The organism is Candidatus Hydrogenedentota bacterium (assembly GCA_013359265.1).
In the GTDB taxonomy this organism is placed as follows: Bacteria; Hydrogenedentota; Hydrogenedentia; order Hydrogenedentales; family SLHB01; genus JABWCD01.
The window spans coordinates 1-26016 of sequence record JABWCD010000009.1 but is presented as its reverse complement, the minus strand read 5'-3'; the positions used below and the strand labels follow the sequence as shown (position 1 = coordinate 26016).

Sequence of the window (26016 nt, the reverse complement as noted above, 5' to 3'; positions counted from 1 at the left end):
AATCCAAAATCCAAAATAGGTTTCGTTCATGTCGCGCAAGATAAACCTCACGCTGAAAGTCTGGCGGCAGAAGAATGCTGCCGCCCCTGGCCGCCTTGAAACCTACGAAGCGAAGGGCATCGATACGGACGCGTCGTTCTTGGAAATGCTCGACATCGTCAACGCGGAATTGGAGACGAAGGGCATCGAGCCGATCGCGTTTGATCACGATTGCCGCGAAGGCATCTGCGGCAGTTGTGGCGCGGTGGTGAACGGGCAGGCGCACGGGCCGGAGAAGGAAACGACGCTGTGCCAGTTGCACATGCGCAAGTTTAAGGACGGCGACACGATCACGATCGAGCCGTGGCGCGCGAAGGGCTTTCCGATAATCAAGGACCTCGTATGCGATCGGTCCGCGTTCGATCGCATCATTCAGGCGGGCGGCTTTATCAGCGTGCGTACGGGCCAGGCGGCCGAAGCGCACAGCATTCCTGTGCCGAAAGACAAGGCCGATTGGGCGATGGACGCCGCGCAATGCATCGGCTGCGGCGCCTGCGTCGCGGCGTGTCCGAACGCGTCCGCGATGCTGTTCGTGTCGGCGAAAGTCGCGCACCTCAACGTGCTGCCCCAAGGCCAACCCGAAAGACACAGCCGCGTCCTCGGCATGGTTGCGCAGATGGACGCCGAAGGCTTCGGCAACTGCTCAAACCACTACGAATGCGAAGCCGCCTGCCCGAAAGGCATCTCCGTCAAGAACATCGCGAAAATGAACCGCGACTACCTCGCCGCGGCATTGGGCGCGTAAAAGCTTCGAAGGAAACCTTTTCTTTCGATGATGGCAGAGGTTTCCCTCGCGCTCGCTTCCCCGATAAGGCGGCCTTTTTTCTACTTCCGCTCCCTCAGCACAGGCCCTGCCGGACAACAAAAAGATGAACAAAATGTAATTTGGAGATTCGCCGATCTCGATGGTACAAGCTAGGTACAGCGAATCGCCGCCGAAACAAGGCGGCAAGGCTGAATCGAACCTGTGCGTGTGTCTGGGAGATTTCGGCGATGAAAGTCCTCAATACTGCGGAAACTGAAATCCTGCTGCGCCGGCGCGACGCCATCGCCGCGCTTGGAGCGGGCGTCGGCGCGGCGATACTTGGAGAGGCGGCGCAAGGCCGTCCCGCAAGCGCGGAAACGGTCGGCGGCGAGAAAACGTGCATCCTTTTGCCCGAGCTAACTGAGGGGCCCTACTACCTGTCCACGCATCCGTTTCGATCCGACATCCGGGAAGACCGCGACGGCATCACGCTCAAACTGCGGCTCAAAGTGCGAGACGTATCCACCTGCGCACCCATCGAAGGCGCAACCGTCGAGATTTGGCACGCGGATGCCGATGGCAATTATTCGGGTGTGAACGGCGCTACGACCACGTTCTTGCGCGGGCAACAGACGAGCAACGACAAGGGCGCCGTCACCTTTACAACGATTTATCCCGGCTGGTACCCGGGCAGGACGCCGCACATCCACGTGAAAGTTCACGTTGGCGGCTCGTACGTGCACACCGGCCAGCTGTTCTTCGACGAAGACGTTACCAGTTACGTCTACACGCAACAGCCGTATGCAACGAGCGGCCAGGCCGATACGGCGAACGAAGAAGACGATATCTACGAGCAAAGCGCGGGGCAGTCGCTGTTGCGGCTGCGCAGCCGCGACGGGTTTTACGTCGGCAAGCTTGCGCTCGGTGTGCAGCCGGTGTGAAGCAGGCGAGCGCTGCATGGGCGCCGCTAGGAAGTTTTTCAGGAAAACTGTGGCCACTGAAGCAGGGCTCACGTTCGAGTGAATGAGATACAGAGCATTCAATCACGATTTCGAGCACAAGCACGAAAGACTGGTCACGCAATACCTGGCTTTGCTGGGAGTCCTTGGAACGGTCGGAAGAGACAATTGAATCAACAAGGTACTTCATCCGTGGGAATGCTCCCCTCCGCGGGTGAGTGCTCAGACTTGCCGCTGATGGTGTTGGCGTTGAACCGTACCGCGCGCCAATTGCCGAACCAAGCAGCGCAAGTCCGAGAACACAAGCGGGGGGAATACTCTTTCTCCGAGTTCGCTACAGGACTACGAAGCGGGCGGTGCTACCCACACGCGATTCCGCCACCCGCTTCCAACTCCACCATCCGCAGCGCCGGAAAGAGGGAGTTCCCCCCGCGTTCAACCGAATGGTCTGTGGCCGCGCACGACGAAATCGCCGGTGCAGTCCGTTCGTGCTCCTGCTTCGTGCGTCGTCATCGGACTCGTGAATCGCTCCGCGAATTCCGAGCGTCAATTACGAGTGGCGATCCCGATAGAGCGGCAAGGTGGTTGCGAAAGTGGCTGCTGATGGCAAACCCTCATACGGAGAATTAGATGGCGGAGAGGGCGAGATTCGAACTCGCGGTACCCCAATGGAGTACAACGGCTTTCGAGGCCGCCGCCTTCAACCACTCGGCCACCTCTCCGCGGACGACAGGGTTTGTCGTGAAACGATATGTAAAAAGGTAGTTTAGCAAACGGAATGCGGGGGGTTCCACCTTCCATCCTTCGCGCAGCGCGGAAACGAAGACGCCCGGCACGGAAGCCGGGCGCTACGGAGAATCTCTCACGGACACAGTTCTTTTCAGTCCGACGTGGTCCGCTGCTAATCCGCCAATTCCCGAATCCAGATGTTGCGGAAGAGGACGGGGTTGCCGTGGTCTTGGAGTTGGATGGGGCCTTTGTCGCCGTGGGGGACGTAGGGTGTGATGGAGTGGGGGCCGCGCCAGCCTGTGCCGCCGCTGAGTTCGACCTTGTCGTGTACGAGCACGCCGTTGTGGAACACCGTAAACGTGGCCTTCTTCGCAACTTTCTTCCCTTTGAAAATTGGGCGGTGATAGACGATGTCGTAGGTCTGCCATTCGCCGGGTTTGCGGCACGCGTTCGCGAGCGGCGGTTTGCGGCCGTAGAGCGCGGCACATTGTCCGTCGAAATAGGTTGTGTTGTTGTACGAATCAAGCACCTGGATTTCGTAGCGTCCGTGCAGAAACACGCCGCTGTTTCCGCGGCCCTGCCCATCGCCGTCGACGTGCACGGGCGTGGCAAACTCGACGTGCAACTGGCACGATCCGAATTCCTGTTTCGTTCGAATGTAGCCCGAATCTTTCGTCGGCGACATTGCGCCATCGACCAGAATCCACTTGGTGTCCTCGCCTTCCTTCGTGGACGTCCACTTCGAGAGGTCCTTGCCGTCGAAGAGGACGATTGCGTCCGACGGCGAGGGCACGGGATCGCCGGCGGGACCGGGCGTCACGACGGGCGGCGGCGGGACGATGTTCGGGTCGTCTTCGTGGACCATGATGCCGTCGATCGTCATGTACCAAACGCGTTTGAGCTCTCCCTTGTCGTCCTTTTCCATCTTCGACCATTCTTTGATCTTGGGTTCCTTGGCGAATGCGGTGGGCGCGGTGAACACGAGTGCGGCGCAGAGCGCGAATACGAGTCCCCGATTCATGGCTGGTTTCTCCTGTCCGAAAGAATTGGAAAGCACCCATCATACGCGAACGCGGGTACACACCGAAACTACCATTGCAGGCGGAATGGGTGGGGCGATGCTCCGTCCATGCCGTGCCGTTTCTGATCGTTAAGCGGCTCGGGCGGAGCCCCGCTCCGCCCGGCGCAACGATATTCACCCGAAACTTCGCACGAGTTCGCTAACGATCAGGTACCATCCGTCTGCGAGGACGAAGAGGATGATTTTGAACGGGAGGGAAATGAACACGGGGGGGAGCATCATCATCCCCATCGCCATGAGCGTACTGGCGACGACCATGTCGATGATGAGGAAGGGAATGTAGATGATGAAGCCGATCATGAATGCGACGCGCAGCTCGTTCAGCGTGAACGCGCAGATGAGCACGTGCGTTGGCACGTCGTCCGGCGTCTGCGGCCGGGGCAGTTTGTTGATGTTCATGAAGAGCGCGAGGTCTTTCGGGTGCTTGGCAACTTGCCGCAGCATAAACTCGCGCACCGGTTTCATGCCGCGGTCCAACGCGTCTTCCGGGCCGATTTGGTTGTCCATGTACGGACGCAGCGCGTCGTCGTACACGCGTTGATACGTTGGCGCCATGATCGCGGCGGTTAGAAACAATGCGAGGCCGATGAGCACCTGGTTTGGCGGCGTCTGTTGCGTCGCCATCGCCTGCCGCAGAAACCCGAACACGATGATGATGCGCGTAAACGATGTCGTCATCACCAGGATTGCCGGAGCGAGCGAGAGCACGGTGAGCAGCAGGAAGACGGTCATCGTCGTCGAGAGCTGCTCCGGCTGAACGGCGTCACGCGCGGTTTGGAAGATATTCAGGCCAAGCGAATTGTCGGGCGCGGGCGCCTGTGCGAGTGTCGGCACGGTGAAGACGGCGAGTATGAGCAAAAGAGGGATCAGACCTCGTCCGAGCCGGGAAGCTCGATGGATGGGGCGAGGTTTCGAATTACGATTACGATTACGAGCACGAGCACGAGCATGAGCATGAGCATGAGCACGAGCATGAGCACGGGTTGTGTCGAAAAAACGCGGGCGACCCTTATTAGAGAGCGCCGGGTTCACCCGAGGTCTCCCGGAAATACTGCCGCGCTTTGTCGAGTTCCGCGCGAAGTGCCGCAAGTTCCTCGGAGACGGCGCTGGGCGTCGCTTCAGGCAAACTCTGCGCGCGCAGTTCGTTCGCGAACGTCACTTGCCGCGGTGCGGGGTGTTGTTGGACTGGCGCGGCGGCGGTCTGCGCGTCATCGAACAGCGCTGCGTCGAACTCCGCGACGCGTGAAATCTCGTTTTGCGTAACGCCGATGACCAGCACGCGGTCCTTTACCTTCACAAAATACAACTCGGCCTTCGGCGACAAGTGCACGCGCCCGAGGATTTTCCCGAGCGTCGTTCCGGCGAAGAGCGGGCTCTTTTTCCCGTATCGATTGGCGACGTAATAGCACACGAGAATCAGCGCGAGCACCACGCACAGCGCCAGAGTGCCGCGAAGCAGCGACGCGCCGGTTCCGGGCGCCTGCACCGGTGCGGCCGCCGTGGCGGGTTGTTCCGCCGCTTGATCCGTGGTGTCGCTCCCCTTATCGATTTCCGCTTGAATCTTCGCCCAGTCCTCCGCGGACACGGCGGAATCCGCAGCCGAATCACTGGCGGGAGGCGTGGGGGAGACGGGCTCCTCGTCGGCGGGCGTACTTTTGTCAAGGTTGGGCGGCTGTAGAATCACCTGGGGCGGCGCCACGGCCTCGAATTCCGGTGCGGCTTTTTGCTCCGCGGCGGAAGTCGAAAACGCAATTGCCAGTGCAATCGCGACGATGGCGCTACATCGACACATCTTCGGTATCGCCCTGCTTTTCCTGTCCCGCAATTTCGCCGATGCGCACGTGCAGCGTGTCGCCGATGACGACGACCTCGCCGCGCGCGAGGGGCAGGCCGTTGACATAGATGTCCGTCATCTCACCCGCGAGCTTGCTCAGTTGCACAACACTACCCCGTTGCAGCTCGAGCACGTCCCGAACAAGCATGTTGCAGGCGCCGAGGTCCGCGGACACGGTGAGCTTCACGCGTTTGAGGTCATCGAGCTTATGGTGCGCGCCCGGCGGCGCCGCAACCGGCAGGATTTCCTCGAAGTTGTGATCTTCCGCGATGCGCGGCTCCGCCATGAATTACAGGTCCTGTATGAAGAATTTAATGTGGTATGCGTCCTTTACCCGCGTCTTCTCCGAGGGCTTTCCGGTGATCTCCTGCAGGAGCGCGTTCGATTCCTGGACGACCGCCTTCAATATATCTTGTTCAAGCTGGGGATTGTCCAATTCCGCGCGTTTCTTGTAGCTGTGCAACTCCCGGATTTTGGCCGCGAACCGCGCCTTGTTCGCCTCGATCAAGCTTGCCGCGCTGGAGTTCGCGCAGTCGAGCGCAATCTGAAACATGAGGATCGACGCCGGAATGTCGGGCGATTGCATGACGCAGGTCACGGTCGTTTCGTCGAATTCGACGGTTAGTTTAGGCGCCGCCTCCCCGCCACCTCCGCCGTGGGCGCCACCGCCGCCCCCGCCCGCCTCTTCTTCGGCGGCGACCTCCTCCTCCTCGCCCTCTTCCCCGCTGGCCGGCGGGGCCAACTTGGGCATGAACGCGAAGTAGAACACGGCCAGTGCGCCGATCACCGAAATCAGCGACGACCCGACGGCGATCATGATCATCTTGCCGCCGCCGCCGGCTGCCGGCGCCGGGGCCGCTTCCGCGTGTTTTTCTTTGGGTTCGCCCATGAGGTAGGCCCTCCTAGTTTACCGGTTGCGGTCCCGGCGGCGTTGTCGGCGCCTGCGTGGATTCGATTACACTCTGCATCTGGGCGGTCGACTCGTCCGAGAAATCGCCGCGCACCTGCAACTGGACGCGCCGGTTCGTGGCGCGACCCTCTTCGGTGTCATTGCTCGAGATGGGCTGCGACGGTCCGCACGCGATGACTTCGCACGCGCCCTGTTGCAGGCCGCCTGCAGCCGTCATTTGCAGCATGACGTTTTTTGCGCGCTGATAGCTCAGATCGTAGTTGTCCGCGAATGGGCTGTTGGCGCCCACGGGCACATTGTCCGTGTGCCCGCGAATTTCGACAAAAATCCCGGGAATTGTGCTGAGCGACGACGCAAGCTGGTTCAAAATCTCGTACGCTTCAGGCTTCAATTCCGCCCGGCCAAAATCGAAGAGCACCTGGTTCGGCAGGTTGATCTCGAGCCCGCCGTCGCCGCTGTACTTGATGCTTACTCCATCTTCGACGCCGAGCACCTGCAATCGCGTGCGAAACTCGCGCGCAACGCGTTCGATACTTCGCGGCACGCGTGGCGGCGTCTCGAACACATTGGGCGACATGCGTTGTCCGGCCCGGTTCTCCGGCGCCACGCCCAGCGCGCCCTGCACGGACTTCACGGCTTCCGTGATCTTGTTCTTCTCGATGGATGAAAACGAGACGATCAAAATGAAAAAGCAGAGGATCAGCCCCATCATATCCGCGAAGGTGACGACCCATGCGGGTGCGCTGGGCTTGTCGCCTTCAGACCTTGCCATCGCTCGGCGCATCGTCTATGCGGCCTTGTAGCCCTCGCGCAGCGCGGGAGGTATGAACGCTTTGAGTTTTTGTTCGACGATACGCGGGTTATCGCCCGCCTGGATCGACATGATTCCTTCGATGACCAATTCGCGGGTCAGCATTTCGTGCCCCGTGCGTACCCGCAACTTTCCGGCACACGGGAGAAAGAAACAATTCGCGAGTAACGCCCCGTACAGCGTGGTCAGCAAGGCGACGGCCATGCCGTGGCCGATCTTCGCGGGATCGTTTAATGACACGAGCATGTTCACCATGCCGACTAGCGTGCCGATCATACCGAAGGCAGGTGCGTAAGTGCCCATTGCTGTCAATACGGATTGGCCAAGCGCGTGGCGGTTCTCCATGAACGCCAGATCGGTCGTAAGAATGTCCTTGATGAGATCGGGCGAAGTCCCGTCAATCGCCAATTGAACACTTTTCTCCAGGAACTCGTCATTCGCGCGCTTGGCGTGCGCCTCGAGCGCCAGGATGCCCTCCTTCCGCGCGATGATCGAATACTGCACAAGCCGGGTAATCAGATCGTCCGGCGACGGCGCATTGTGAAAAAAGGCGTTACGGAGCGAGCCAAATACGCTGATCACGTCGCGCAGTGGATAGTTAATCAGTGTCGCTGCCAGCGTTCCGCCGAAGACGATTAGAACCGACGGGAAGTTGATGTACAGGCTCGCATCGCCGCCGGAAAGAATAGCCGAGCCGAGAATTCCGATGGCGGCGAGCAGTCCAACGACGGTTGCGATATCCATCGCGCGACAACCTTTTCGTGAGTTTCATTCCCGAACTGCGGACTAATGCGACATATTGTAGCATTGCCGCTGCGTTGCAACAAGTCATTGTATAGTCCAGACGCAAAAAACCGGCCGAGAGGCCCCACGCCCCTCGGCCGGTACGTTCGGTTAGACTATTCTACTGGGGGTTACCGGACCAAATTGACGGTTTCCTGAAGCAACGTGTCGGCCGTTGTAATTGTCCGCGCGTTGGCTTGGAAGCCGCGCTGTGTGACGATGAGATTCGAGAACTCCGTCCCGAGGTCCACGTTCGAGCCTTCCAGCACACCGCCGGAGACCGTGCCGCGGCCACCGGTATTCGGGATGCCGATTTGCGCGGGGCCGGAGCCCGGGCTGTCGCGAAACAGGTTGTCCCCGAAGCGTGTCAGGCCGCCATTGTTCGCGAAGCTCGCCAGCGCCACTTGGCCGATGACCTGGGTCAGACCGTTCGAGAACACGCCGTTAATGATGCCGTCGCCGCCAATGTTGAAGGCTTCGAGCGTGCCTCGCGGGTAGCCGTCCTGATTCTGGAGCGTAATATCGCTCGTGTCGGACAGTTGTGACATCGCGGTGAAGTCGAGATCGAACAGGAACGGGTCGACCGGGGTTGCCGGCAAGCCCGCCGCGAAGGTCACGGTGACCGCGCCAACACCGCCGGCAGTCACGTTGCCGGACGCGTCGAACGTAATCGTGCCGGGCGTGCCCGCGTCGGGCGAGAGCGTGGCGATATCGGTGTCCGTCGAGGACAGGGACCATTCCCACTCGTTTACGGTCGCGGTCTTCTCGAACGTAATGGTAATGTCGCGCGCGGTCCCCAGCGAGTCGAACACCTGGATTGTGCGCGTGACGGTGTCGCCTACGGCCGCATCGGCGTCGAGGTTGCCGATAAGCGTGCCGATGGTGGTTGCGCGGACGATGGAGGTGCCGCCGACCGGAATGGTCAGGTTCGTGACTGCTCCGTTCGGATCGATGATACCCGCGCCGTCGGCCTGGAAGCCCTGCACGAACAAGCCGGTCGCAGAGTCGATGAGCTGACCATTCGCGTTGATGTCGAACGAACCGTCGCGGGTATAGTAATTGCCCGATCCATCGCTCAAGACGAAGAAGCCGCCGCCCTGGATCGCGAGGTCCGATGCGACGCCGGTGGTTTGCAGCGTGCCCTGCTGGAAGTTCGTGTCAATGGACCCCAGGCGCACGCCGAGTCCGATCTGCATCGGGTTGTTGCCGCCGAAGGCGCCAACGGGCGCGCGGGGCCCCTGCAGCGTCTGTGAGAACAAATCCTGAAACAACACGCGCGAACCGCGATAGCCCGTCGTGTTTACGTTGGCGATGTTGCTGGCGATGACGTCGAGCCGGCGCTGATGCACCTGCAATCCCGTCACACCCGCGTAAATTGCTGAACCCATACTTGGAAACTCCCTGTGGTTTGCGCCGCTTCAGTCAGTCCGCGGCGCGATAGAGGGCTCCCCCACAAACGGGGACCAGCCCATGTTTTCAGTCTTGTTACTTGCCTTTCGTACACGCGAATGCGGTATGGCCGTTTTCGGATCGAGAAATCGATTACGATTACGAGCACGATTACGATTACGAGCACAAATGGCAACGTGAATGCATCGAACATTGAAGCGATCTGTCTTCATCTCAAGCGCTCAGTTCCGTCGCCGCCGGGGCGACCAGCACTGCGCTGTCGATGTTGGTGAATACGGTGTCGCCAAGTTCGTGTTGCGACATGGCGGTGATAACGGTGCGGTTCGGCACGCTCACAACGAGCGCGAGCTTGTCCATGAGGAGCAGGGTTTCTCGAGCGCCCTTCGCGGCCGCCTTGTCCACGGCGCGCGCGATGCTCGCTTCGTCGTTCTGCGTCAACGCGATGCGCCGGTCGGCGAGCCGCTGTGTCGCGTGGGCGGAGAACTTCACAGCCTTTCCGCCGCGCAACTGCTCGGCGAACACGTCGGCAAAGGCCGTTGGGCCCGGCTTCGCGCTATATGACGCACCGGGCGCCGCCTTTGCCGCGCGCGTTTGCAGTTCGATTCGGTTGATCATGCCGCGTCCGAGATCGTCTGCACGCCCGCCATCGACAGTTGCTTGTCGCCAACGGTCAGGTAGACGATGCTGCCTTTCATCGTGACGCCACTGACCACACCGGTTATCGTGCTGCCGTCGGCGCCAATCCCCGCCACATGCTTTCCAATCATGGAAGACGCGGACAGGAAATTGAGCTGATCGAGATTGCCGCTCAACTCCTCGAACGACTCGTTCAGGTTATTCATCTGTTCGAGCGCGGAAAACTGGGCAAGCTGCGCGATCATCTGCGCGTTGTCCGTCGGCGCGAGCGGGTCCTGGTAGCGCATCTGCTCGACGAGCAACTGCAGGAACGTGTCCTTGCCGAGTTCCGTCGATGTAGACGACGCACCGGTGTCGCTGGCGCCGGCCTTCTGGCTGCTGTTGGTCTGGATGGCTTTCATCAACGCCTCCTCGACCGGATCGCTCGCGGCGGCCTTGCTCAGCGGCGAAAGAACGTCGCTGCCGCGCGCCACGGGCCGGAGCAAACTGCGCAGCTCCGATCCGATGCTGGATAACACACTCATTGTTTCTTGTTCCTTTCCTTATACGTACACGTTGAGGTTTCCTGCGTGCGCCGTTTCGCGGCGCGACGCACTGGGTGGGTCCTGTTTCGATGCGTGATACGACGACGGCGTCCCGGCGCGTTGCTGCGCGCCGCCTTCGTGCTGCCCGCTGTGGCGCTGGGCATTGCCCGACAGCCAAGCGCCGTTCGACACGTCCGGCGTAACCGTCACGCGAACGACGCCCGGGTTGTCCTGCGCGATCGCGGTCTGCAGACCCTGCGCATGCGTCTGCAGGATTTCGCGCACCGCGGGGCTCGCGCTCGAGAGCTTGACGCTGACCTCGCCTTTCGACGCGATCACTTCAAGCCGCACTTCGCCCAGCGACTCCGGCACGAGCCGAATACGCATCGTGTGTTCGCCGTTCGCCGCCATGTAACGGACGCCGCGCACCGCCTGTTCGGGCAACGCCTGGACCGTGACCTTTTCGACCACGACTACCTCACGCTGCGCCGACGCTTGCGTGCCTTCGGTTCGCGTCTCCGTGCTTTGGGTTGCGACGATCGAGCCGTCCGGCACGACCAATTGCGTTACGTTGCGAATGACTTGCGGTTCCGGCTTCGACGCTGCCTCAGGCGTTTTCGCGGCCGATTCGGCCGAAGGCGGTACATCGACTGCCTTTGTGGTTACTGCCTCCTCACCGGTTGTCGCGACTGGCGTCTCCGCCGGCTGCACTTCCGGTGTTGGCTTCGCTCGCGGAGAACGCTCCGCCTTCACCGATTCCGACGGCGGAGTTACCGCGTGTGTCGTTGCCTTCGACACGGTAACCTGCGGCTGCCGTTCGCGCCCGGCGCCCAACGGCTGTTCTCCATCGGACTCAGCATCGTCACTTGAAACGTTTGCCTCGACCGTTGGCACGACGTCGATCGATTCGCCTTCCTGCGCAACGTCCGTTGCAGCGTCGACCTTTGCCGTTGAAGCCTCCGCGATCGTCTTTGGTGGCGGTGGCGTCACGGTCAACTCCGCCTCAACCACGGGCATTTCTGCCAGGTTCATCGGAAACGCAATTTGCGGGGGCGCGGTTACTGGAACCTTTGCCGCCGTTTCGACTGTTGCGTTCGACTGCGGCAACGTGACCGTCGGCGCTCCCTCCGTCGTCATTACATTCGCGGCAGTTTTCGTGGCCGCAGCGGTCGCACTTGCTGCGACATGAATTGCCGCCTGCGCGTTCGCTTTCGACACCGTGTACTTCACGTGACTGCGTTTGACGCCGTCCGAGACGACAACGACCTTCGACATAGCATCATCCGAGACTTCCGCATTGGCAGCTTTCGCCTGCGAAGCGGGTCCGCCGGGCGTAGATTCGACTTCGGAATCCGGCGCCGCCTCCTGCGCATCCTCTGCCGCGGGACGCAACGGCTTTGCGCCGTCGTGCGCCACGGAGCCGGCGCGTTCGGCGGAGTCTCCATCTTCGCTCGAGGTTTTCTTCGCAACCGATTTCTGACGTACGTCGTGCTGCGCGTCCGCGAAAAACGCGGCAAACGCAGACTCGATGCCTGCGTCTTCCTTGCCGTCCTTCTTCGCGGGCGGTTTCGGGTCTACGCCTTCGATTCGTACTTCAATCGTACTAATCTGCACATACTTCACCTCCTTTCTAATCGAACGTGGGGTATCCAAATCGCGCTCAGGCACACGCCGTCGCGCGGAGTGGGAGAGTCCTGGCAGTTCGGTGGCGAACTGCGTGAAGGTGCTGCGGATCGCGCTATTGCGCGGGGACGGCCGGTGCCGATACTTCCTTCATGGCCGTGAGGATAGACGCGGATTTATCGGGCGGCATGGCGTTCAGGATTTCGCCGCGCACCTCTTCGTCTATCATTTGCAGCACGATGGCAGCGTCGTTGGGCAACCACGATTCCATGGCCTGCGCGGCGGATTCGGGCTCCATCGCGCCCAATGAGTTGGCGACGTTTTGCAGCCGCTGGAACTTGTCCGAATCGGCGGCGTCAAGCGATTTCGTCGCCTCGGCGACGAGGCCTTCAAGCGTCGTGCGCAAGTCCTCCAACTGCGTGCGCGTTTCCAGGATACGTTTTTCCTCGGTTTTGAGCGCCGCCTCGCGCTCGGCCAGTTCCGCTTCCCGCTCGTTCAACGCCTTGACCACTTCCGGAATTTGTTCGGCTGACGGCGGTTCGGCTTCCTCCGGTTTGGGCGCTTCAATGCCGAGCAGCTTTTGCATGCCTTCCTGCGTGAACCCGCCCGCGAGGTACAAGGCACCCGCGATGGTTGCCGCAAAAGCGAAGATGGCCATGACCAGCGCGACGAAGACTTTCATGCGCGGTCCGCCCTGCGCTCGAGTGCGGCCTGGACCGACGCGGTCTCATCGAGCAACTTCTGTTCTTCCTTCAAAACATGATTGCGGTAGGCGAGCCGCTCGCGCTCGTTCAACCGTTCGACGACCCTACGGCGCTTCATTGCCTCTTCGAGTTCGGCGCGGCGTTTTTCCGCAGTTGATTTCAACGAGTAGATTTCCGCGTCTTTGTCAACCGCGAGCCGCGCAATGTGGCGTTCGTAATGAATGAAGGCCTGCACCTTCGCCGCGTCGACGTTACGTTTCGCCGCGTTGCCGGCCTCGACAAGCACGCGCTGCTGTTCCTCGGCCAACGCGTCGCGCTGTGCCTGCGCGCGGCCCACGTCGCGCCGGGCGGCGGCGAGGGCCTGCGCTTTCAAACGTTCCTGCCGCTCGCGCACGCGCAACAACACGGCGTATTTTTGCCACGGCTTCGGCAACGGCCTTTACCCTTTTACCGCCTTGTGCAACTGCGCCTGAATGTCCGCGAACTTGGTCGATTCATTGAGGCCCTGCTGCAAGAACCGGCGCACGGCCGGCATGAGCCGCACCGCGCGGTCAATCTCCGGGTTGCTTCCCTCGACGTACGCGCCGATGTTGATCAAATCCTCGGCGTCGCGGTACGTTGCGAGCACTTTGCGAATCTCGCCCGCCAACAATCGGTGCGTGTCCGGCGTAATGTCAATCATACACCGACTGATGCTTTCCAACACGTCGACGGCCGGATAATGGTTGCGGCTGGCCAGCGCGCGTGACAGCGAAATGTGTCCGTCGAGAATGCTGCGCACCGCGTCGCCGACCGGATCGTTCAAATCGTCCGCCTCGACAAGGACGGAATAGATTCCGGTGATGCTGCCCTTGTCGGACGTGCCCGCGCGCTCGAGCAGTTTCGGCAACAGCGCGTACACCGACGGCGGGTAGCCGCGCGTGGTAGGCGGTTCGCCGACGGCGAGTCCGACTTCGCGCTGCGCCATCGCGAAGCGCGTCACGCTGTCCATCATGAGCAAGACGTCCGCGCCCTGATCGCGAAACCACTCCGCGACGGCGGTCGCAACGAGCGCACCCTTGATGCGCATCAGCGCCGGCTCGTCTGACGTCGCTACGACGACAACCGATCGCGCCAGCCCGTGCGGGCCGAGGTCGCCTTCGATGAATTCGCGCACTTCGCGACCGCGTTCGCCCACAAGCGCGATGACGTTCACGTCCGCGCTCGTGTTGCGCGCAATCATTCCGATGAGTTTGCTTTTGCCGACGCCGCTGCCCGAGAGAATGCCTACGCGCTGTCCCTTGCCCACGGTAATGCATCCGTCTATCGAACGAACGCCCGTCGATAGTGGTTCGGTGATGCGGCGCCGCGTCAACGGGGATGGCGGCGACATCGAGAGCGAGACGTGCGACGAGCCGGAAGGGGCCGGCCCGCCGTCGAGCGGATTACCCATGCTGCCGATTACGCGCCCGAGCAAGTCGAGTCCGACCCGCACGGACTGGGGGCGAAACGTCGGCTCGACCAGGCTGTTCGGTGCGATGCCCGCGATATCGCCGAGCGGCATCAACAAGATTCGGCTCCCGCGAAATCCCACCACTTCCGCGGGCACGGTTTCGCCGTTGCGCGGGGGGCGAATGTAGCAGAGATCGCCAATGTGCATCGGCGGTCCGGTGGCCTCGATGGTGAGACCAACGACGTCGACAATCTTGCCGTACACTGCGATGGGCCTCGCGGCCATCACGCGTTCCATGCGCCGTTCGAGCGAGACGGGCATCAGGCTATTCCTCGATCGCGTCGAAGATGCGCATCAGTTGCGTATCCAGCCGCGCATCGATATCCACCATCTTCGTTTCCACCGTGCACCCTCCATGCGGCACGGACTCGTCGGGCATGACGTCGACCCGCTCGAACGATTCGAAGAACTGTTCCAACGATACGCCGCGCTCGGTGAGTGCCTGCATATCTCCCGGATTGAGCCGAACAATTGCGTGCTTACGCTCGGTGAGGTTTTCCAACGCGGCGCGGACCGTGTTGCGGACGAGTTCGACATCGGTGCGCGATTCGCGCCGAAGGATGCGCGACGCGACCGCTTTCGCCAACTCGACGACCTGGGGTTCGACGGACTCGAGAAACGCCGCGTTGGCTTCGCGCAGCGCGTGCGCCGCGCTATCGAGCGCCTTGTGTGCCTCGCCGACGAGTTCTTTGAACTGGGCGAAACCCGCCTCCATACCGGCGTCGCGGCCCGCGGCATACGCTTCCTGGTACATGCGCTCGGCGCGTTCCATCGGCGTTTCGAGTTCCGTGGGGTCCATGTCGATCGCGGGCGCGCTCGCGAGATCGGGCCGCGAAAATGCGGCCACGGTCTTCTCGACGCGGCGCCGCTTCTTGGCCGGCACGCGTTGAGATTTGAAGACCTTCGACATGCGCGATCCTCGCCGCGCCTAGACGACTATTTCGTCGCCGCCACCCGCGCCGCCGCGGTTGATGACGATTTCGCCGGCGTCCTCGAGGCGGCGGATAATGTTGACGATCTTCTGCTGCGCTTCCTCGACGTTCTTTAGTTTGACCGGGCCCATGTACTCCATTTCCTCGCGAATCATGGTGCGGGCGCGCTCGGACATGTTGTTGAGTATCTTGTTGGCGAGGTCCTCGCCCGCCGTCTTGAGCGCCAGCGCAAGGTCGCGTTGGTCGATCTCGCGCAGCGCTTTCTGAATGCCGCTGTTGTCCACCTTGATCACGTCGTCGAACGTGAACATCAGCCGCGCGATCTCTTCGGCCAACTCGGGGTCGCGCTCGGAGAGCGTCGCCATGATCGACTTCTCGGACCCGCGATCGATGTTATTGAGTATTTCCGCGACTTCCTTCACGCCGCCTGCAAACGTGAAACCCTGGCTGAACACGGACGCCATCTTGCGTTCGAGCACGCGCTCGACTTCGCGCACGATCTCCGGCGGGGTCCGGTCCATGGACGCGATGCGCATGATGATTTCCGCGCGCAAGTCCTGCGGCAGCGCGGACAGCACGATGCTCGACACTTTTGGCGAGAGGTGCGCGAGAATGAGCGAGATCGTCTGCGGATGTTCGTCCTGTATGAATGTGCAAATCTGCGACGGGTCCGCGCGCTTCAGGAATTCGAAGGGGACCTCCGTCAAGCTGCTCTGAAGTTTCGTGAGCACTTCCATGGCGCGCTCAGGGCCGAGCGCAGATTCGAGCAGGTTTCGCGCGTAGTCCACGCCTCCCGCGGTGACGTAACGGTTCGCGAGGTACATCTGGTGGAATTCTTCCACCACTTTCTCGCGGATTTCCGGTTCGACCGCGCCGAGGCTCGATAGGTCGAGCGTGAGCTGTTCGATCTCGTCTTCGCTCAATTTCGCTAGAACGCGGCTCGCGTTTTTCGGGCCGAGGCATGCCAAAAAGACCGCCGCCTTCGTTCGGCCGTCGAGTTCCTTTAATGCTTTAGGCGGCAACGGATTACTCCTCCGTCTCGCTCAGCCACGTACGCAGCAAGGACGCAACCGCTTCCGGCTGCTCTTGCGACACGCGCTCCACTTCGGTCGCTATCTCGCGCTTGCGCAATTCTTCGGGGCTGGCCTTGGGCAGCTCGATCTCGACGCTGTCGTCCATCTGTGCCTTGCGGACCGTGGCGCGCAGCGCCAAGAATCGCACGACAAAGAAGAGCAGGGCCACTGCCACGATCTTCAATATCCCGTCTAATTGTACCGCACCGAACGAAAGTGGGCTTGCCGCCGCCGCGACGGCGGGTGTTGCAGCCGCAAGTTGCTGCAACTCAAATGGATGGTCGCTAATTTTCACCTTGTCGACGGTAACGCCGACTGCGGTTGCCACAAGGTTTTGGTACGTTTCGAGTTTCTTCTTGTCGGGTGGCACATACGTCTTCTTACCCGTGGCCGCGCCTTGCGCGTCGAGTTCATCTTCATACTTGCCCTCGACGATTACCGTCGCTCCGGTTACCGTCACCTTCCCGGGGGAAGACTCGGTGATCGTGGTGGTGCGGGAAGGCTCGGTGTTGGTGAGCTGCTGCGTTTCCGTCTGGGAATTCGATTCGCCGCCGGCGTTCTGCGCGTCCGCGGGCAGGTTTGCCCGGGCGCCGGCGGGGCCGGAGGGCGACGCGGCGGAACTGTTCGTCTGGTTCTTAACCTTGAGCGTGCTGACCGCGACGCCCTTCTCGATCTGTTCCTTCGTTTCTTTCTTTGTCGTGTTGTCCACGTCCAGCATGACTGTCACGACGCTGCGAATGCCGAATTCCCGCAACGCGGCTTCCGCTTCACGCTTCAAGTGGTTTCGTTCGCTGCGCGCCAGGTCGAGCTTGGTGCTCGCGATAGAATCGAAATCGTTGTCGGCGAGGGGCTTCAGCAGGTTGCCGTCCGTAGTCGCGAGGTTGATGTGGTCCTTGGATAGACCGGCGATGGACGACGCGACCGTGTTGATGACGGCTCTAACCTGCTCTTCCGTCAGGTTCTGCGCGACGTCGATCGTTACGTTCGCTTGGATCGGAAGCTGGTCCGCCGAGAAGAATTCTTCTCTTGCCTCACCGATGCTCACGTACGCGGCGCGGATGAACGAGTAGCGCCCCAGCAAATTCTGCAGCTCGCCGGTCTTCGCGCGCATGAGGTTCACGTCCTGCGTAAACTGCGTCTGCATGAGGTTTGTGTCGTCGAAAAGCTCCATGCCCGGCGCGGCGCCCTGCGATTTCACGATGCCCGCGCCGCCGATTTTGACCATCATGTCGCTGCGATGCTGGAGCGGGACCTTGATAGACTTGCCGGACGCGTCCAACTGCCACGGGACGCCCTCCTGATCGAGGCGGCTCTGCACCGCAAGCATGTCTTGCGGCGACAATCCGGAATAGAGTTCGACATACTGCGGGCGGCTGCCGATCGTCACCATGGCCGCGATAATTGCCACGGTGAAAAGGAATGCCACCGCGACCGTCACTCGGGCGCTGGCGGACAAACGGTCCCACGCCAGCACTAGCCCCGCGAGAAATTGACGAGCAAATTGCAACACGGCTGTTCCCCTTACTGCATTTCAGCGCTTATTCGCGTGTGTGTTCGTAACTGCGTTACTGCTCCGAAGCACCGCGTGCCTGCGCCTGCGCACGGGGACGATTCCAGTCCGCCAATTCCATTTCCCGCGTCGTTCGGTCCGCCCTCAGGCCTATGTCCCCGCCAGCGGGAAACAGCCCGTCCCGCATCAGGGCCAATCGAGTCAATTCAACTGTCAACTCCGCGCGCTGGGTGGCCGGCACCATCACAGTCTGCCCGCCGTCCATCAAAACGTAGGGAACGTGCCGGTTTTCGAGGTGCCCGAGCACCGCGCTCGATTCCGACGATGTCAGCCCCGAGGCCAAGGCCTCGAACTCGTCCGATCGCGGGCGCGCGTCGTAGGCGGTAACGGCCGCCAGAGGCACCAGAACCGATACCAGCATGCACCGGCGCCGATCGCACAGTGGCAATGCGCGCCACTGGGCCTCGATGCCGGCCTTGAGTCGACGGAGAATACTCACAGGCCTGTCTCTCGTTCGTTCGGCGCCGGACAGCCCGGCGCCGCACTGCTATACCTGCATCCGCATAATCTCTTCGTACGCGGCCACTATCTTGTTACGCACGGCCATCATCGTTTGAAACGACACGTCTGCCTTCTCAACGGCGACCATGGCTTCCGTAACGTCTTTGATTTCGCCGGACACCAGTTTCTTGATTGTCGTGTCCGCCTCGGACTGCAGGCGTTGCACTTCACCGATTGAATCGGCAAGTACGTCCTTGAATGATTTGCCCTCAACCGGCGCAGACGATGGCGCGGGCGTCCGCATCTTGGACGGATCGATCTCGATCCGCCCTGGGGTGATGCCGCTGATGTTGAGTGGGTCAGCCATTTTGATTTACAAACTCATGGGTCCCTTGGGGCTGTCGCCCCTTCAAGTCCCTCTTGTCCGTTACGTCCGTTCCACTTTCCTTACACCTGAATTATCTCGAGCGCTTTCTGCGCCATACGCCGGCTCGAAACGATTACAGCGATGTTCGCCTCGTATGCGCGCTGGGCCGAAACCAGGTCCGCCATCTCCACCGCAAGGTCAACGTTTGGATACTCGACGTATCCGTCCGCGTTTGCATACGGATTACTCGGTTCGTAAACCTGCCGGAATGGCGACGGGTCGGACATTACGCGCTCGACCTTTACGCCAAGCTTGTTCGGCAGGATGCCGCTCTTGATGCCTTCGCCGCTGAGAATGGCCAGTTGCCGACGGAATGCCCCGCCCTTGGCGGTCGTGGGGGTGAGGGCGTTGGCGATGTTGTTCGCGATAAGATTCATGCGGGTACGCTGGGCCTTGAGGCCGCTGACCGCAATCTCTTTTGCCGAAACCGCTTCTAGCACGAGCGAAACCCTTTACGCATCAACCGCTTCGCACTCCCCTACCGAAGGCCCGCCAACATGTCCTTGGCCTGCTTAAACTGCTTGACCAAGAGACTACCATATATTGTGTACTTTCCGGTATTTTCGGAAAGATCGGCCATCTCTTGTTCTAGGTCGACTTTATTGTAGTCATTCTTGCTCGAAAGTGCAATATGCTCAAAACGCGGAATTTCGCGGGAAATGTCAAGGTGGCGGGCCTGAGTCTTGCGGAGGGAGAAACGGCCGCGCCCCCCTAAGGTCTCTTGCAGAGTACCCTGAAAATCGAGTTTCGACGGGGTAAAATTCGGGGTGTCCGCGTTCGCAATGTTGTTCGCGATGACCGTGTGGTTCTGGACACACACGCGCATCGCGTCCTGTAACAAGCGAACACTGCTTACACCCTCAAAGGCCACCGTCGTCTCCGTCAAGTGATTTCGTAAAGCGAGGCGACCCGCGTCCGGGTCGCCCCACCACCTGTGAAAGTCTCTCCGTCAAAAGACTCTCGCCATTCGCTGACGCAATGTGCATGCCTATCCGTGCTTATCTCATAAGTATATGAAAACAAATTAGTTATGTAGTATGTACTTGCGGTTCGGTGTCCGTTCACTACGGCACTTATTTCCAGCCAGCGGCAGATTCCTCCTGGCAGGAATCATTTCGCGGAAAGATACGCGCGGGGCCGAAATGTTGGATAATAGGGAAGGAGCCGGGCGCGTGGACTGCACGCGAACATGGTTGTCGAAATGGACTGTTACCGATTTACATTTGGAAGCGGCGGATCGTGGGGATACAACTCGAGCTGGGGAATCGGCGTAGCGCTCCTTATGCTCGTGGTTCTCTTCGCTCTCGCATTTACCTAATCGCCGAAGAAACTCCGTCGTAGCGCTTCGCGGGCTGCGTTTCGCGCAGTCGCTCGTTAAGGTTGTGCGCAAACTCAAAGATGTGTGGTTTGCGCATGAGCGTGACGTGGCTCCCACTGATGCGATGGACCCGTATGCCGCCTTCCGCGAGCGCACCCCATCCCAGATCCTCGTCGTCGTCCAGTTTTAGGTCTTTCCAATCGTCGATAGAGCGGAAGACGTCGACGACACCGGGGAACGGCCGGGCCCGGTAGAATTTGAGTGCGCGCACGTGCGAGCGCAACACGTACATGACGCGCATGGTCGCCGGTTGTTTGAACTTCACGTAACTCGAGTCCGCCACGGCCACGCGCGCGATGTCGGCCTGCTGCAGGAACGATTTGAACAAGGCGTCACGCCAAGCCCATGTGAAGTAGTCGACGAGCGAGATTCTGCCGGCGCCGCCATTTCCGTTTTGACGGTCGCGGCTAAAGACGAGATAGAGCCCGTCGCGCACGTACGGAAAACTGCCCTTTACCGTGCGCCCGAGCACGGCGATCGCCGGGACGATCTTGCCGAGACGCTGGCGCAACGTACCGCGGGTCTCGAGCAGGGGAGGCGCCAGTTGGTCCATGATTGCTACGAGCGCGACGTCTTCGCCCGCGTGGACGGCTTGTTGTGCGATCTCGTACGCGACTGCCCCGCCGAAGGACCAGCCGGCGACGTAGTAGGGCCCGTGCGGTTGCACCGAACGCATGCGATCCAGGTAAAACGCCGCGAGGTCCTCGACCCGTTCGAATGGGGCGACGTTTTCGTCTAGGCTCGGGTCCTGCAGACCGTAAAGCGGCTGATCGGCGTCGAGATATGGCACCAGGTTGTAGAACGGAAAGACGACGCCGCCACCGCCCGGTACACAGAAGAATGGGGGACGCGATCCCGTTGGCTTAATCGGAATCAGCGTACCCATCTCCGCGAAATTGAACGTTTCGGCAATGCTCTTCGGCGGAGCCGGCGCGCCGACGTGGGCGTCCGCGATTGTCTCGAGTTGTTGAATAAACGTGTTCGCGAGACGCGCAATGGTATCTGGGCGGTGTCGGTTGGCGCTGTAGGTCCAATAGAAATGCAGGGTGCGGTCGTGCGCGAAACCATTGATTTCTATCAGACACGCGCGCTCCGACTCGGGATGATAGTTGCCGCGAAAATTCTGCGACAAGGAATCCGTCGTAAACAGGCGTCCCGCCGGCGACAACCGATCTATGTCACCCATGTAATTGAAACTCACGTCGGCGAATCGTGGGAGGTCGCTGCGGGCCGGATTATCATCAGCGAGAAAGCGCCGAACGCCGAAGTCCAACGCGTGTTTCCGGGCTTCGTGGAGTTGTGCCGCCACGTGCGCGACGCGCGACGGAGTATCGGCGTTCGCGTCGATGTGCAAGCGGACCGGTATGAGCGACGTAAACCAGCCGACGGTACGCGAGAGATCGACGTCATCGAAGGAATGTTCGCGTCCGTGTGTTTCCAGGTTGAATGCGAACGCGTCGCCTCCGGTCCATTCGACGAACGCGCCCGCCAATCCTGCGGCCAGCGCATCGAGCAGGTGCGCTCCGTCTGCATGGTTAAAGCGATCGAATAATTTTGTGGCACGGTCCGCGTCCAGAGCAACGTGCAGTGTCGAGCTTGATCCGCTGGAATTCGGGCCGGCGGCAAGTTCGGTCGGGATGGCGGGCGCTGGGTCGTCGCAGTGGGCCCGCCAATAGCGTGCGCCGACGCCCGTTCTATCGTGCGCCGCAAGCGCGCTCAGTCGGGTCGACCAGTGTTTGAACGATGTCGTCTTTGGCAAGAAGGTATTCGGCACGCCGCGCATAATCTGGTCGTATGCGCGCTCGAGGTCCTCCAGGACGATACGCCACGAAACCGCGTCGATAACGAGGTGATGAACGGCCGCGATGACTGCGTCGGGCCGGCCGCGCCCGAAACGCAGTACCGCGAAGCGAAGCACCGGCCCGCGTTCGATGTCGAGGCTGCCCTGGATGTCCGCCTCGGCGGACGCCCGCGATTCCGCCAATTGCTTGTCGTCCACCTGCGACAAATCCACGAGTTGAACCGGCGGCGCGCCGCCGCGTTCGGCGATTACTTGCTCCCAGGTTCCGCTCGCACGTCGAAACCGCGCGCGCAGCATGTCGTGGTGATCGACGACCGCTTCGATCGCTTGCGACAACACGTCGATATCGATGAGGGCGTTCGCGCGCAATGTCACGCTTTGATTCCAATGACTTGGGTTTGGATTTGGGATTTCGAAAAACCACTTCTGGATGGGCGCTAACGGAACACGGCCCGTCACGCGGCTTTGTTCCGCGTGGACCAATACGCCGCGCGAGAGGGCCGCGGCCAACGACGCAACCGTCGGGTACTCGAACAGGTGGTTCGGCGACACGGCAAGGCCCGCTTCGCGCGCGAGACCGGCCAGTTGGATGCTCGCTATCGAGTCGCCGCCACGCTCGAAAAAGTGATCGTGTAAGCCGACCGTATCTGTGCGCAAGACCGTCGCGAAAATCGCTGCCAATCGCCTTTCGATGTCGGATTGCGGCACGTCAATTTCGCCGGCAGGGTCATCGCGTTGTGGCGATGGACTCGGCAGCGCCGCGCGGTCGACTTTTCCGCTTGCCGTCAGCGGCAATTCGTCGACAAATGTGTATATCGATGGGACCATGTAACGGGGGACACGCCGGCCCGCATGACTGCGCAATTCGGACACAGTGGGACGCCCGCCCCCGTCCGCAACGATGTACGCAACAAGGTACGGTTCGTTGCCTTCTTCGCCGCGCACAACCACCGCGGCGGACCTGACGCGCGCGTGCGATTCAAGCACCGACTCGATTTCAGAAAGTTCGATGCGGTACCCGTGCAGTTTGACCTGACTATCGATCCGCCCAATGAATTCGATTTGGCCATCCGGCCGGCAGCGGACGCAGTCACCCGTCTTGTATAGGCGCGCGCCGGGCGTATCAACAAACGGGTTCGCGACAAACCGGTCCGCAGTCAATTCGGCGCGTCCAAGATATCCGCGAGCAAGCCCCACGCCGCCGATATGCAATTCACCCGGTGTCCCCAACGGCACCGGACGCATCTTCCGGTCGAGCACGTACAGTTGCGTGTTGTCTGGCGCGCGTCCTATCGGGGGCGCATTGCCGGCGCCCGCGTCGCACACTGCCATCGCCGCACACACCGTCGCTTCCGTTGGCCCGTAGCCGTTCACAAAGCGGCGTCCGGGCGCCCAGCGCTCGACCACCTCGCGCGGACACCGCTCTCCCGCGCTCACGACAGTGCGCAACGTCGTCGCGCCGCTCGAATCCATGAGGCGCAGCAGGGCCGGCGGCAACGTGGCGATAGTTACTGCGTGCTCCTGTATAAAAGCCGCCAGCGCCCACGGGTCGAATACGACGTCTTCGGGCGGAATGCACAGCGTCGCGCCCGCGCCCAACGTAACGAAGATTTCCGATACCGATGCGTCAAAACCGAAAGACGCGAACTGAAGCACCCTGCTTGCCGGCGTGATCTCGAACGTCGCCGCCTGCATTTGCATGAGATTGCATAAGCCGCGATGTTCGATGAGTGTGCCCTTTGGCCAACCCGTCGAGCCCGAGGTGTAAATCGCGTATGCCAACGCCGCCGGTCCGGACGCCGATTCGACTGGGCCGGAATCTTCGCGCGATATACGCTCGCGATCGGTATCGAGCAGCACGCACCGCGCGGACCGCTCGGCGAACCGGCCGGCGAGAGGCGCGAGCGTGAGCAGCACGCGGACACCGCTGTCGTTCAGCATGAAGGCCAACCGTTCGGCGGGTTGCGCCGGATCGATGGGCACGTAGGCGCCCCCGGCCTTCATCACGCCCAGCGCCGCGATGACCATCTCGACGGAACGCGTCGTGCAAATGCCGACCAGGTCCTCATGCTTCACGCACAGCGATTGAAGGTACCGCGCGAGTTGGTTTGCGCGCGCGTCCAACTGCGCGTATGTCAACACGTGTTCGCCGCACACGACGGCGATCGCATCGGGCCTGTTGCGGGCCTGCGCCTCGATGAGCGCGTTTGCCGTTGTCATGTCCGGATAGGGCCGCGCGGTGTCGTTGAATTCGACCAGCACGCGATGGCGCTCGTCGTCCGTCAGCAAATCTACGTCGTCGATTTCGCGTTCGAGATCGTCCACCAGCGCGCGAAGCATGGCCGAAAAATGCCGCGAGACGCATTCGCGGAAGTACTCGTCGAACACACTGTCGTTCAAATCGAAGATGACAAAATAATCCATCAACTGGGGCACGTAAAACGCGTGAATCACCAGCGTTTCGCGTCCGTGCCCGGATCGCACCCAGTGGGGCAGGTTCTCTTCGTAACCCAGCAAACCCACCGGCTGCGCGACGTGTACGTTCAGCATCACGTCGTAATCGCCATAGTCGAGGCTCATGCGAAAAACGCCGTTGACATTCTTGCGGTTTTCCACCGCTTCCGCGCGCACTTTCCGTGCGAGCGATAGAAATGTCTCTCCTTCGTCGATACGAACGCGCAACGGCAACGCGCCGACGAATACGCCGATGGTGTCTCGAGCCGCGTCGTTGCGGCGATTGTGGTACATCGTCCCGATGGCGAGTTCCCTGCTGCCGCTGATTCGGTACATCAATCCGTACAGCGCCGCCGCAAATAGATTGAACAGGGTCGCCTCGGGCGTCTTCCCCGCGACGCGCGGATCGTCGAGCATGCCGAGAAGTTTCTGCGCGATTCCGTCGCCAAGCAGTTTTCCGCGCGTCGTCAGCGCGGTATTGCTCGACGTGCGCGTGCGCCCGTAGAACGCCGGGGGTTCGAGCCGGCGGGCGAGTTTGGTGCGCCAGAAAGTAAGCTCCTCCACCGGCGGTTTCGATTGGCGCGACTCGAATTCTTCCGCCGCGTAATCCGCGTACTGGGGGAACGCAATCTGCCCATCCAACTTGCCGTCGATCGCAAGCCGGTACAGATTGTTCAACCGCTGCACCGTCAGCACGCTCGAATAGGCGTCGGTAATCAGGTGATTGACGTGGAAGTACCACGCGTGGAAATCCGGGCGCAGCTTCAGCAAGATTGCTCGAAACATCGGTTGCGCGCAATCGAAGACATGCAGGGATTGCTCGCGCGCCCATCCCTTCGCGGCCTCGATCGGATCGGCGTGGCCCGATACGTCGACAATATCCATCGTGTACGAAAACGGCTCGATAACGCGGGGCTGCGGAATTCCGTCCTCTTCGACAATGATCGTACGAAAAGCGTCGCTGGTGTCGATTAATCTTTGAAACGCCGACTGAAAACAATCAATGCGCGCGCCGGGCGGTAGAAAGTATAGTGCGGCTGCGTCAAGGACTGGCACGTCGGGGTAAAGCTTCAGACCCAGCCAGATCGCCAGTTGCGCACTGGTCAGCCGGGATTTCGCATAAAGCTCTTCCACCGGTACCGTGACTGCCACTGACCCAAACCTCCCACTTCGTCCCATGTCCGAATTTACACGAGAGCGCCCAACCCCGCACACCAGGTCGGCGATTGACACGGATCCCGCCGCGATCGTCGAACGGGTAGTACCATGTTAACAACTTTCGCCTTTACAACCCGCCGAACGATCATTGCCCGCCGATTCGCCGATTGACTCCGACGACATCGAGCGTCCGCGACCAAGCAAGCCGCGATCGCACAGCGCTGGAAAGTTTCGAGCACTGGGCTACGGAAACGATTGGCGCAGTCTTGTCAACCCTTCGCGGTTACAATATTTGTCGCCCAACCCTGCCAAGTGACAAATTCCGTCACAGCGTTGCTGGGGTCTTTTCTGCTCGTTTATTTGTAAAATGTTTATTATCAGTATGTTAAGAGAGCATACGCGTTCTGGCACGCGGTTTGCCTTTGTATCCTCTGGTTTTGTTTCGAGGGATTCGGTCCGGCTCATCGGGCCGGGCCGTGGAAGTAACACTTTGGAGGGTACT

The 26016-nt window shown here is 60.9% G+C and carries 24 protein-coding genes and 1 tRNA gene; 2 read left to right on the top strand and 23 right to left on the bottom strand.

Features of this window, described 5'->3' with window-relative positions:
• Positions 1–28: 28 nt before the first annotated feature.
• Both HUU46_09910 and HUU46_09905 read left to right on the top strand, forming a co-directional pair.
• Positions 29–784, top strand: coding sequence for a succinate dehydrogenase/fumarate reductase iron-sulfur subunit (locus HUU46_09910; GenBank protein NUM53945.1), 756 nt, complete (start codon positions 29–31; stop codon positions 782–784).
• Between the two features lie 248 nt (positions 785–1032).
• Positions 1033–1725, top strand: coding sequence for an intradiol ring-cleavage dioxygenase (locus HUU46_09905; GenBank protein NUM53944.1), 693 nt, complete (start codon positions 1033–1035; stop codon positions 1723–1725).
• A 649-nt stretch (positions 1726–2374) separates the two neighbouring features.
• On the opposite strand, the gene HUU46_09900 is transcribed toward HUU46_09905, so the two are convergent.
• The 23 genes from HUU46_09900 to HUU46_09790 all read right to left on the bottom strand — a co-directional run bounded on the left by HUU46_09900 (position 2375) and on the right by HUU46_09790 (position 25508).
• Positions 2375–2465 (bottom strand) — tRNA-Ser (locus tag HUU46_09900).
• A gap of 179 nt (positions 2466–2644) precedes the next feature.
• Complete coding sequence (locus HUU46_09895) at positions 2645–3397, bottom strand: DUF1080 domain-containing protein (protein ID NUM53943.1); 753 nt, start codon at positions 3395–3397, stop codon at positions 2645–2647.
• Between the two features lie 270 nt (positions 3398–3667).
• Entirely contained in the window at positions 3668–4423 is a 756-nt protein-coding gene (gene fliP / locus HUU46_09890; protein ID NUM53942.1) for a flagellar type III secretion system pore protein FliP, read from the bottom strand.
• A 142-nt stretch (positions 4424–4565) separates the two neighbouring features.
• A complete protein-coding gene (locus tag HUU46_09885) occupies positions 4566–5345 on the bottom strand; it encodes a FliO/MopB family protein (GenBank protein ID NUM53941.1) in 780 nt (259 codons plus the stop codon).
• Complete coding sequence (locus HUU46_09880; protein ID NUM53940.1) at positions 5332–5673, bottom strand: FliM/FliN family flagellar motor switch protein; 342 nt, start codon at positions 5671–5673, stop codon at positions 5332–5334. The genes HUU46_09885 and HUU46_09880 overlap by 14 nt, the downstream gene beginning before the upstream one ends.
• Before the next feature lie 3 nt (positions 5674–5676).
• On the bottom strand, positions 5677–6276 hold the full coding sequence (locus HUU46_09875) for a hypothetical protein (GenBank protein NUM53939.1): 600 nt from the start codon (positions 6274–6276) through the stop codon (positions 5677–5679).
• Positions 6277–6289: 13 nt separating this feature from the next.
• Entirely contained in the window at positions 6290–7069 is a 780-nt protein-coding gene (locus HUU46_09870; protein NUM53938.1) for a flagellar motor protein MotB, read from the bottom strand.
• 15 nt (positions 7070–7084) lie between these two features.
• Entirely contained in the window at positions 7085–7852 is a 768-nt protein-coding gene (locus HUU46_09865; GenBank protein NUM53937.1) for a MotA/TolQ/ExbB proton channel family protein, read from the bottom strand.
• Positions 7853–8022: 170 nt separating this feature from the next.
• Entirely contained in the window at positions 8023–9279 is a 1257-nt protein-coding gene (locus HUU46_09860) for a flagellar hook protein FlgE (protein ID NUM53936.1), read from the bottom strand.
• Between the two features lie 235 nt (positions 9280–9514).
• Positions 9515–9916, bottom strand: a complete 402-nt coding sequence (locus HUU46_09855; GenBank protein ID NUM53935.1) for a hypothetical protein — start codon at positions 9914–9916, stop codon at positions 9515–9517.
• Positions 9913–10338 carry a flagellar hook capping protein gene (locus tag HUU46_09850; protein ID NUM53934.1) on the bottom strand — a complete coding sequence of 142 codons (426 nt, stop codon included), beginning with the start codon at positions 10336–10338 and terminating at the stop codon, positions 9913–9915. Before HUU46_09850 ends, HUU46_09855 begins: the two co-directional genes overlap by 4 nt.
• A gap of 141 nt (positions 10339–10479) precedes the next feature.
• Entirely contained in the window at positions 10480–12075 is a 1596-nt protein-coding gene (locus HUU46_09845; GenBank protein ID NUM53933.1) for a flagellar hook-length control protein FliK, read from the bottom strand.
• Positions 12076–12199: 124 nt separating this feature from the next.
• The gene (locus tag HUU46_09840) at positions 12200–12766 is read right to left on the bottom strand and encodes a hypothetical protein (GenBank protein ID NUM53932.1); all 567 of its coding nucleotides are present in this window, start codon (positions 12764–12766) and stop codon (positions 12200–12202) included.
• The gene (gene fliJ / locus HUU46_09835; GenBank protein ID NUM53931.1) at positions 12763–13221 is read right to left on the bottom strand and encodes a flagellar export protein FliJ; all 459 of its coding nucleotides are present in this window, start codon (positions 13219–13221) and stop codon (positions 12763–12765) included. The genes HUU46_09840 and fliJ overlap by 4 nt, the downstream gene beginning before the upstream one ends.
• 6 nt (positions 13222–13227) lie before the next feature.
• The gene (locus HUU46_09830) at positions 13228–14541 is read right to left on the bottom strand and encodes a FliI/YscN family ATPase (protein NUM53930.1); all 1314 of its coding nucleotides are present in this window, start codon (positions 14539–14541) and stop codon (positions 13228–13230) included.
• 4 nt (positions 14542–14545) lie between these two features.
• Complete coding sequence (locus HUU46_09825; protein NUM53929.1) at positions 14546–15190, bottom strand: hypothetical protein; 645 nt, start codon at positions 15188–15190, stop codon at positions 14546–14548.
• An 18-nt stretch (positions 15191–15208) separates the two neighbouring features.
• Positions 15209–16234: a flagellar motor switch protein FliG gene (gene fliG / locus HUU46_09820; GenBank protein ID NUM53928.1), complete on the bottom strand. Its 1026-nt coding sequence runs from the start codon at positions 16232–16234 to the stop codon at positions 15209–15211.
• Between the two features lie 4 nt (positions 16235–16238).
• Entirely contained in the window at positions 16239–17795 is a 1557-nt protein-coding gene (gene fliF / locus HUU46_09815) for a flagellar M-ring protein FliF (protein ID NUM53927.1), read from the bottom strand.
• Positions 17796–17850: 55 nt separating this feature from the next.
• Positions 17851–18294, bottom strand: a complete 444-nt coding sequence (locus HUU46_09810) for a hypothetical protein (protein ID NUM53926.1) — start codon at positions 18292–18294, stop codon at positions 17851–17853.
• 48 nt (positions 18295–18342) lie between these two features.
• Positions 18343–18663 (bottom strand): flagellar hook-basal body complex protein FliE, encoded by a 321-nt coding sequence (fliE, locus tag HUU46_09805; protein ID NUM53925.1) that lies wholly within the window; start codon positions 18661–18663, stop codon positions 18343–18345.
• Between the two features lie 80 nt (positions 18664–18743).
• The gene (gene flgC, locus HUU46_09800) at positions 18744–19163 is read right to left on the bottom strand and encodes a flagellar basal body rod protein FlgC (GenBank protein ID NUM53924.1); all 420 of its coding nucleotides are present in this window, start codon (positions 19161–19163) and stop codon (positions 18744–18746) included.
• A 38-nt stretch (positions 19164–19201) separates the two neighbouring features.
• Entirely contained in the window at positions 19202–19609 is a 408-nt protein-coding gene (gene flgB / locus HUU46_09795; GenBank protein ID NUM53923.1) for a flagellar basal body rod protein FlgB, read from the bottom strand.
• 424 nt (positions 19610–20033) lie between these two features.
• A complete protein-coding gene (locus HUU46_09790; protein NUM53922.1) occupies positions 20034–25508 on the bottom strand; it encodes an amino acid adenylation domain-containing protein in 5475 nt (1824 codons plus the stop codon).
• Between the last annotated feature and the right edge of the window lie 508 nt (positions 25509–26016).

Excerpts from the sequence above, each read along its gene's own strand:
- HUU46_09910 (NUM53945.1), top strand. The coding sequence starts at position 29 with ATGTCGCGCAAGATAAACCTCACGCTGAAAGTCTGGCGGCAGAAGAAT.
- HUU46_09870 (NUM53938.1), bottom strand. The coding sequence starts at position 7,069 with ATGGCAAGGTCTGAAGGCGACAAGCCCAGCGCACCCGCATGGGTCGTC.
- HUU46_09905 (NUM53944.1), top strand. The coding sequence starts at position 1,033 with ATGAAAGTCCTCAATACTGCGGAAACTGAAATCCTGCTGCGCCGGCGC.
- HUU46_09880 (NUM53940.1), bottom strand. The coding sequence starts at position 5,673 with ATGGCGGAGCCGCGCATCGCGGAAGATCACAACTTCGAGGAAATCCTG.
- HUU46_09855 (NUM53935.1), bottom strand. The coding sequence starts at position 9,916 with ATGATCAACCGAATCGAACTGCAAACGCGCGCGGCAAAGGCGGCGCCC.
- HUU46_09885 (NUM53941.1), bottom strand. The coding sequence starts at position 5,345 with ATGTGTCGATGTAGCGCCATCGTCGCGATTGCACTGGCAATTGCGTTT.
- HUU46_09850 (NUM53934.1), bottom strand. The coding sequence starts at position 10,338 with ATGAAAGCCATCCAGACCAACAGCAGCCAGAAGGCCGGCGCCAGCGAC.
- HUU46_09830 (NUM53930.1), bottom strand. The coding sequence starts at position 14,541 with ATGCCCGTCTCGCTCGAACGGCGCATGGAACGCGTGATGGCCGCGAGG.
- HUU46_09865 (NUM53937.1), bottom strand. The coding sequence starts at position 7,852 with ATGGATATCGCAACCGTCGTTGGACTGCTCGCCGCCATCGGAATTCTC.
- fliE (NUM53925.1), bottom strand. The coding sequence starts at position 18,663 with ATGGCTGACCCACTCAACATCAGCGGCATCACCCCAGGGCGGATCGAG.
- HUU46_09860 (NUM53936.1), bottom strand. The coding sequence starts at position 9,279 with ATGGGTTCAGCAATTTACGCGGGTGTGACGGGATTGCAGGTGCATCAG.
- HUU46_09840 (NUM53932.1), bottom strand. The coding sequence starts at position 12,766 with ATGAAAGTCTTCGTCGCGCTGGTCATGGCCATCTTCGCTTTTGCGGCA.
- HUU46_09895 (NUM53943.1), bottom strand. The coding sequence starts at position 3,397 with ATGGAAAAGGACGACAAGGGAGAGCTCAAACGCGTTTGGTACATGACG.
- HUU46_09825 (NUM53929.1), bottom strand. The coding sequence starts at position 15,190 with ATGTCGAAGGTCTTCAAATCTCAACGCGTGCCGGCCAAGAAGCGGCGC.
- HUU46_09875 (NUM53939.1), bottom strand. The coding sequence starts at position 6,276 with ATGGGCGAACCCAAAGAAAAACACGCGGAAGCGGCCCCGGCGCCGGCA.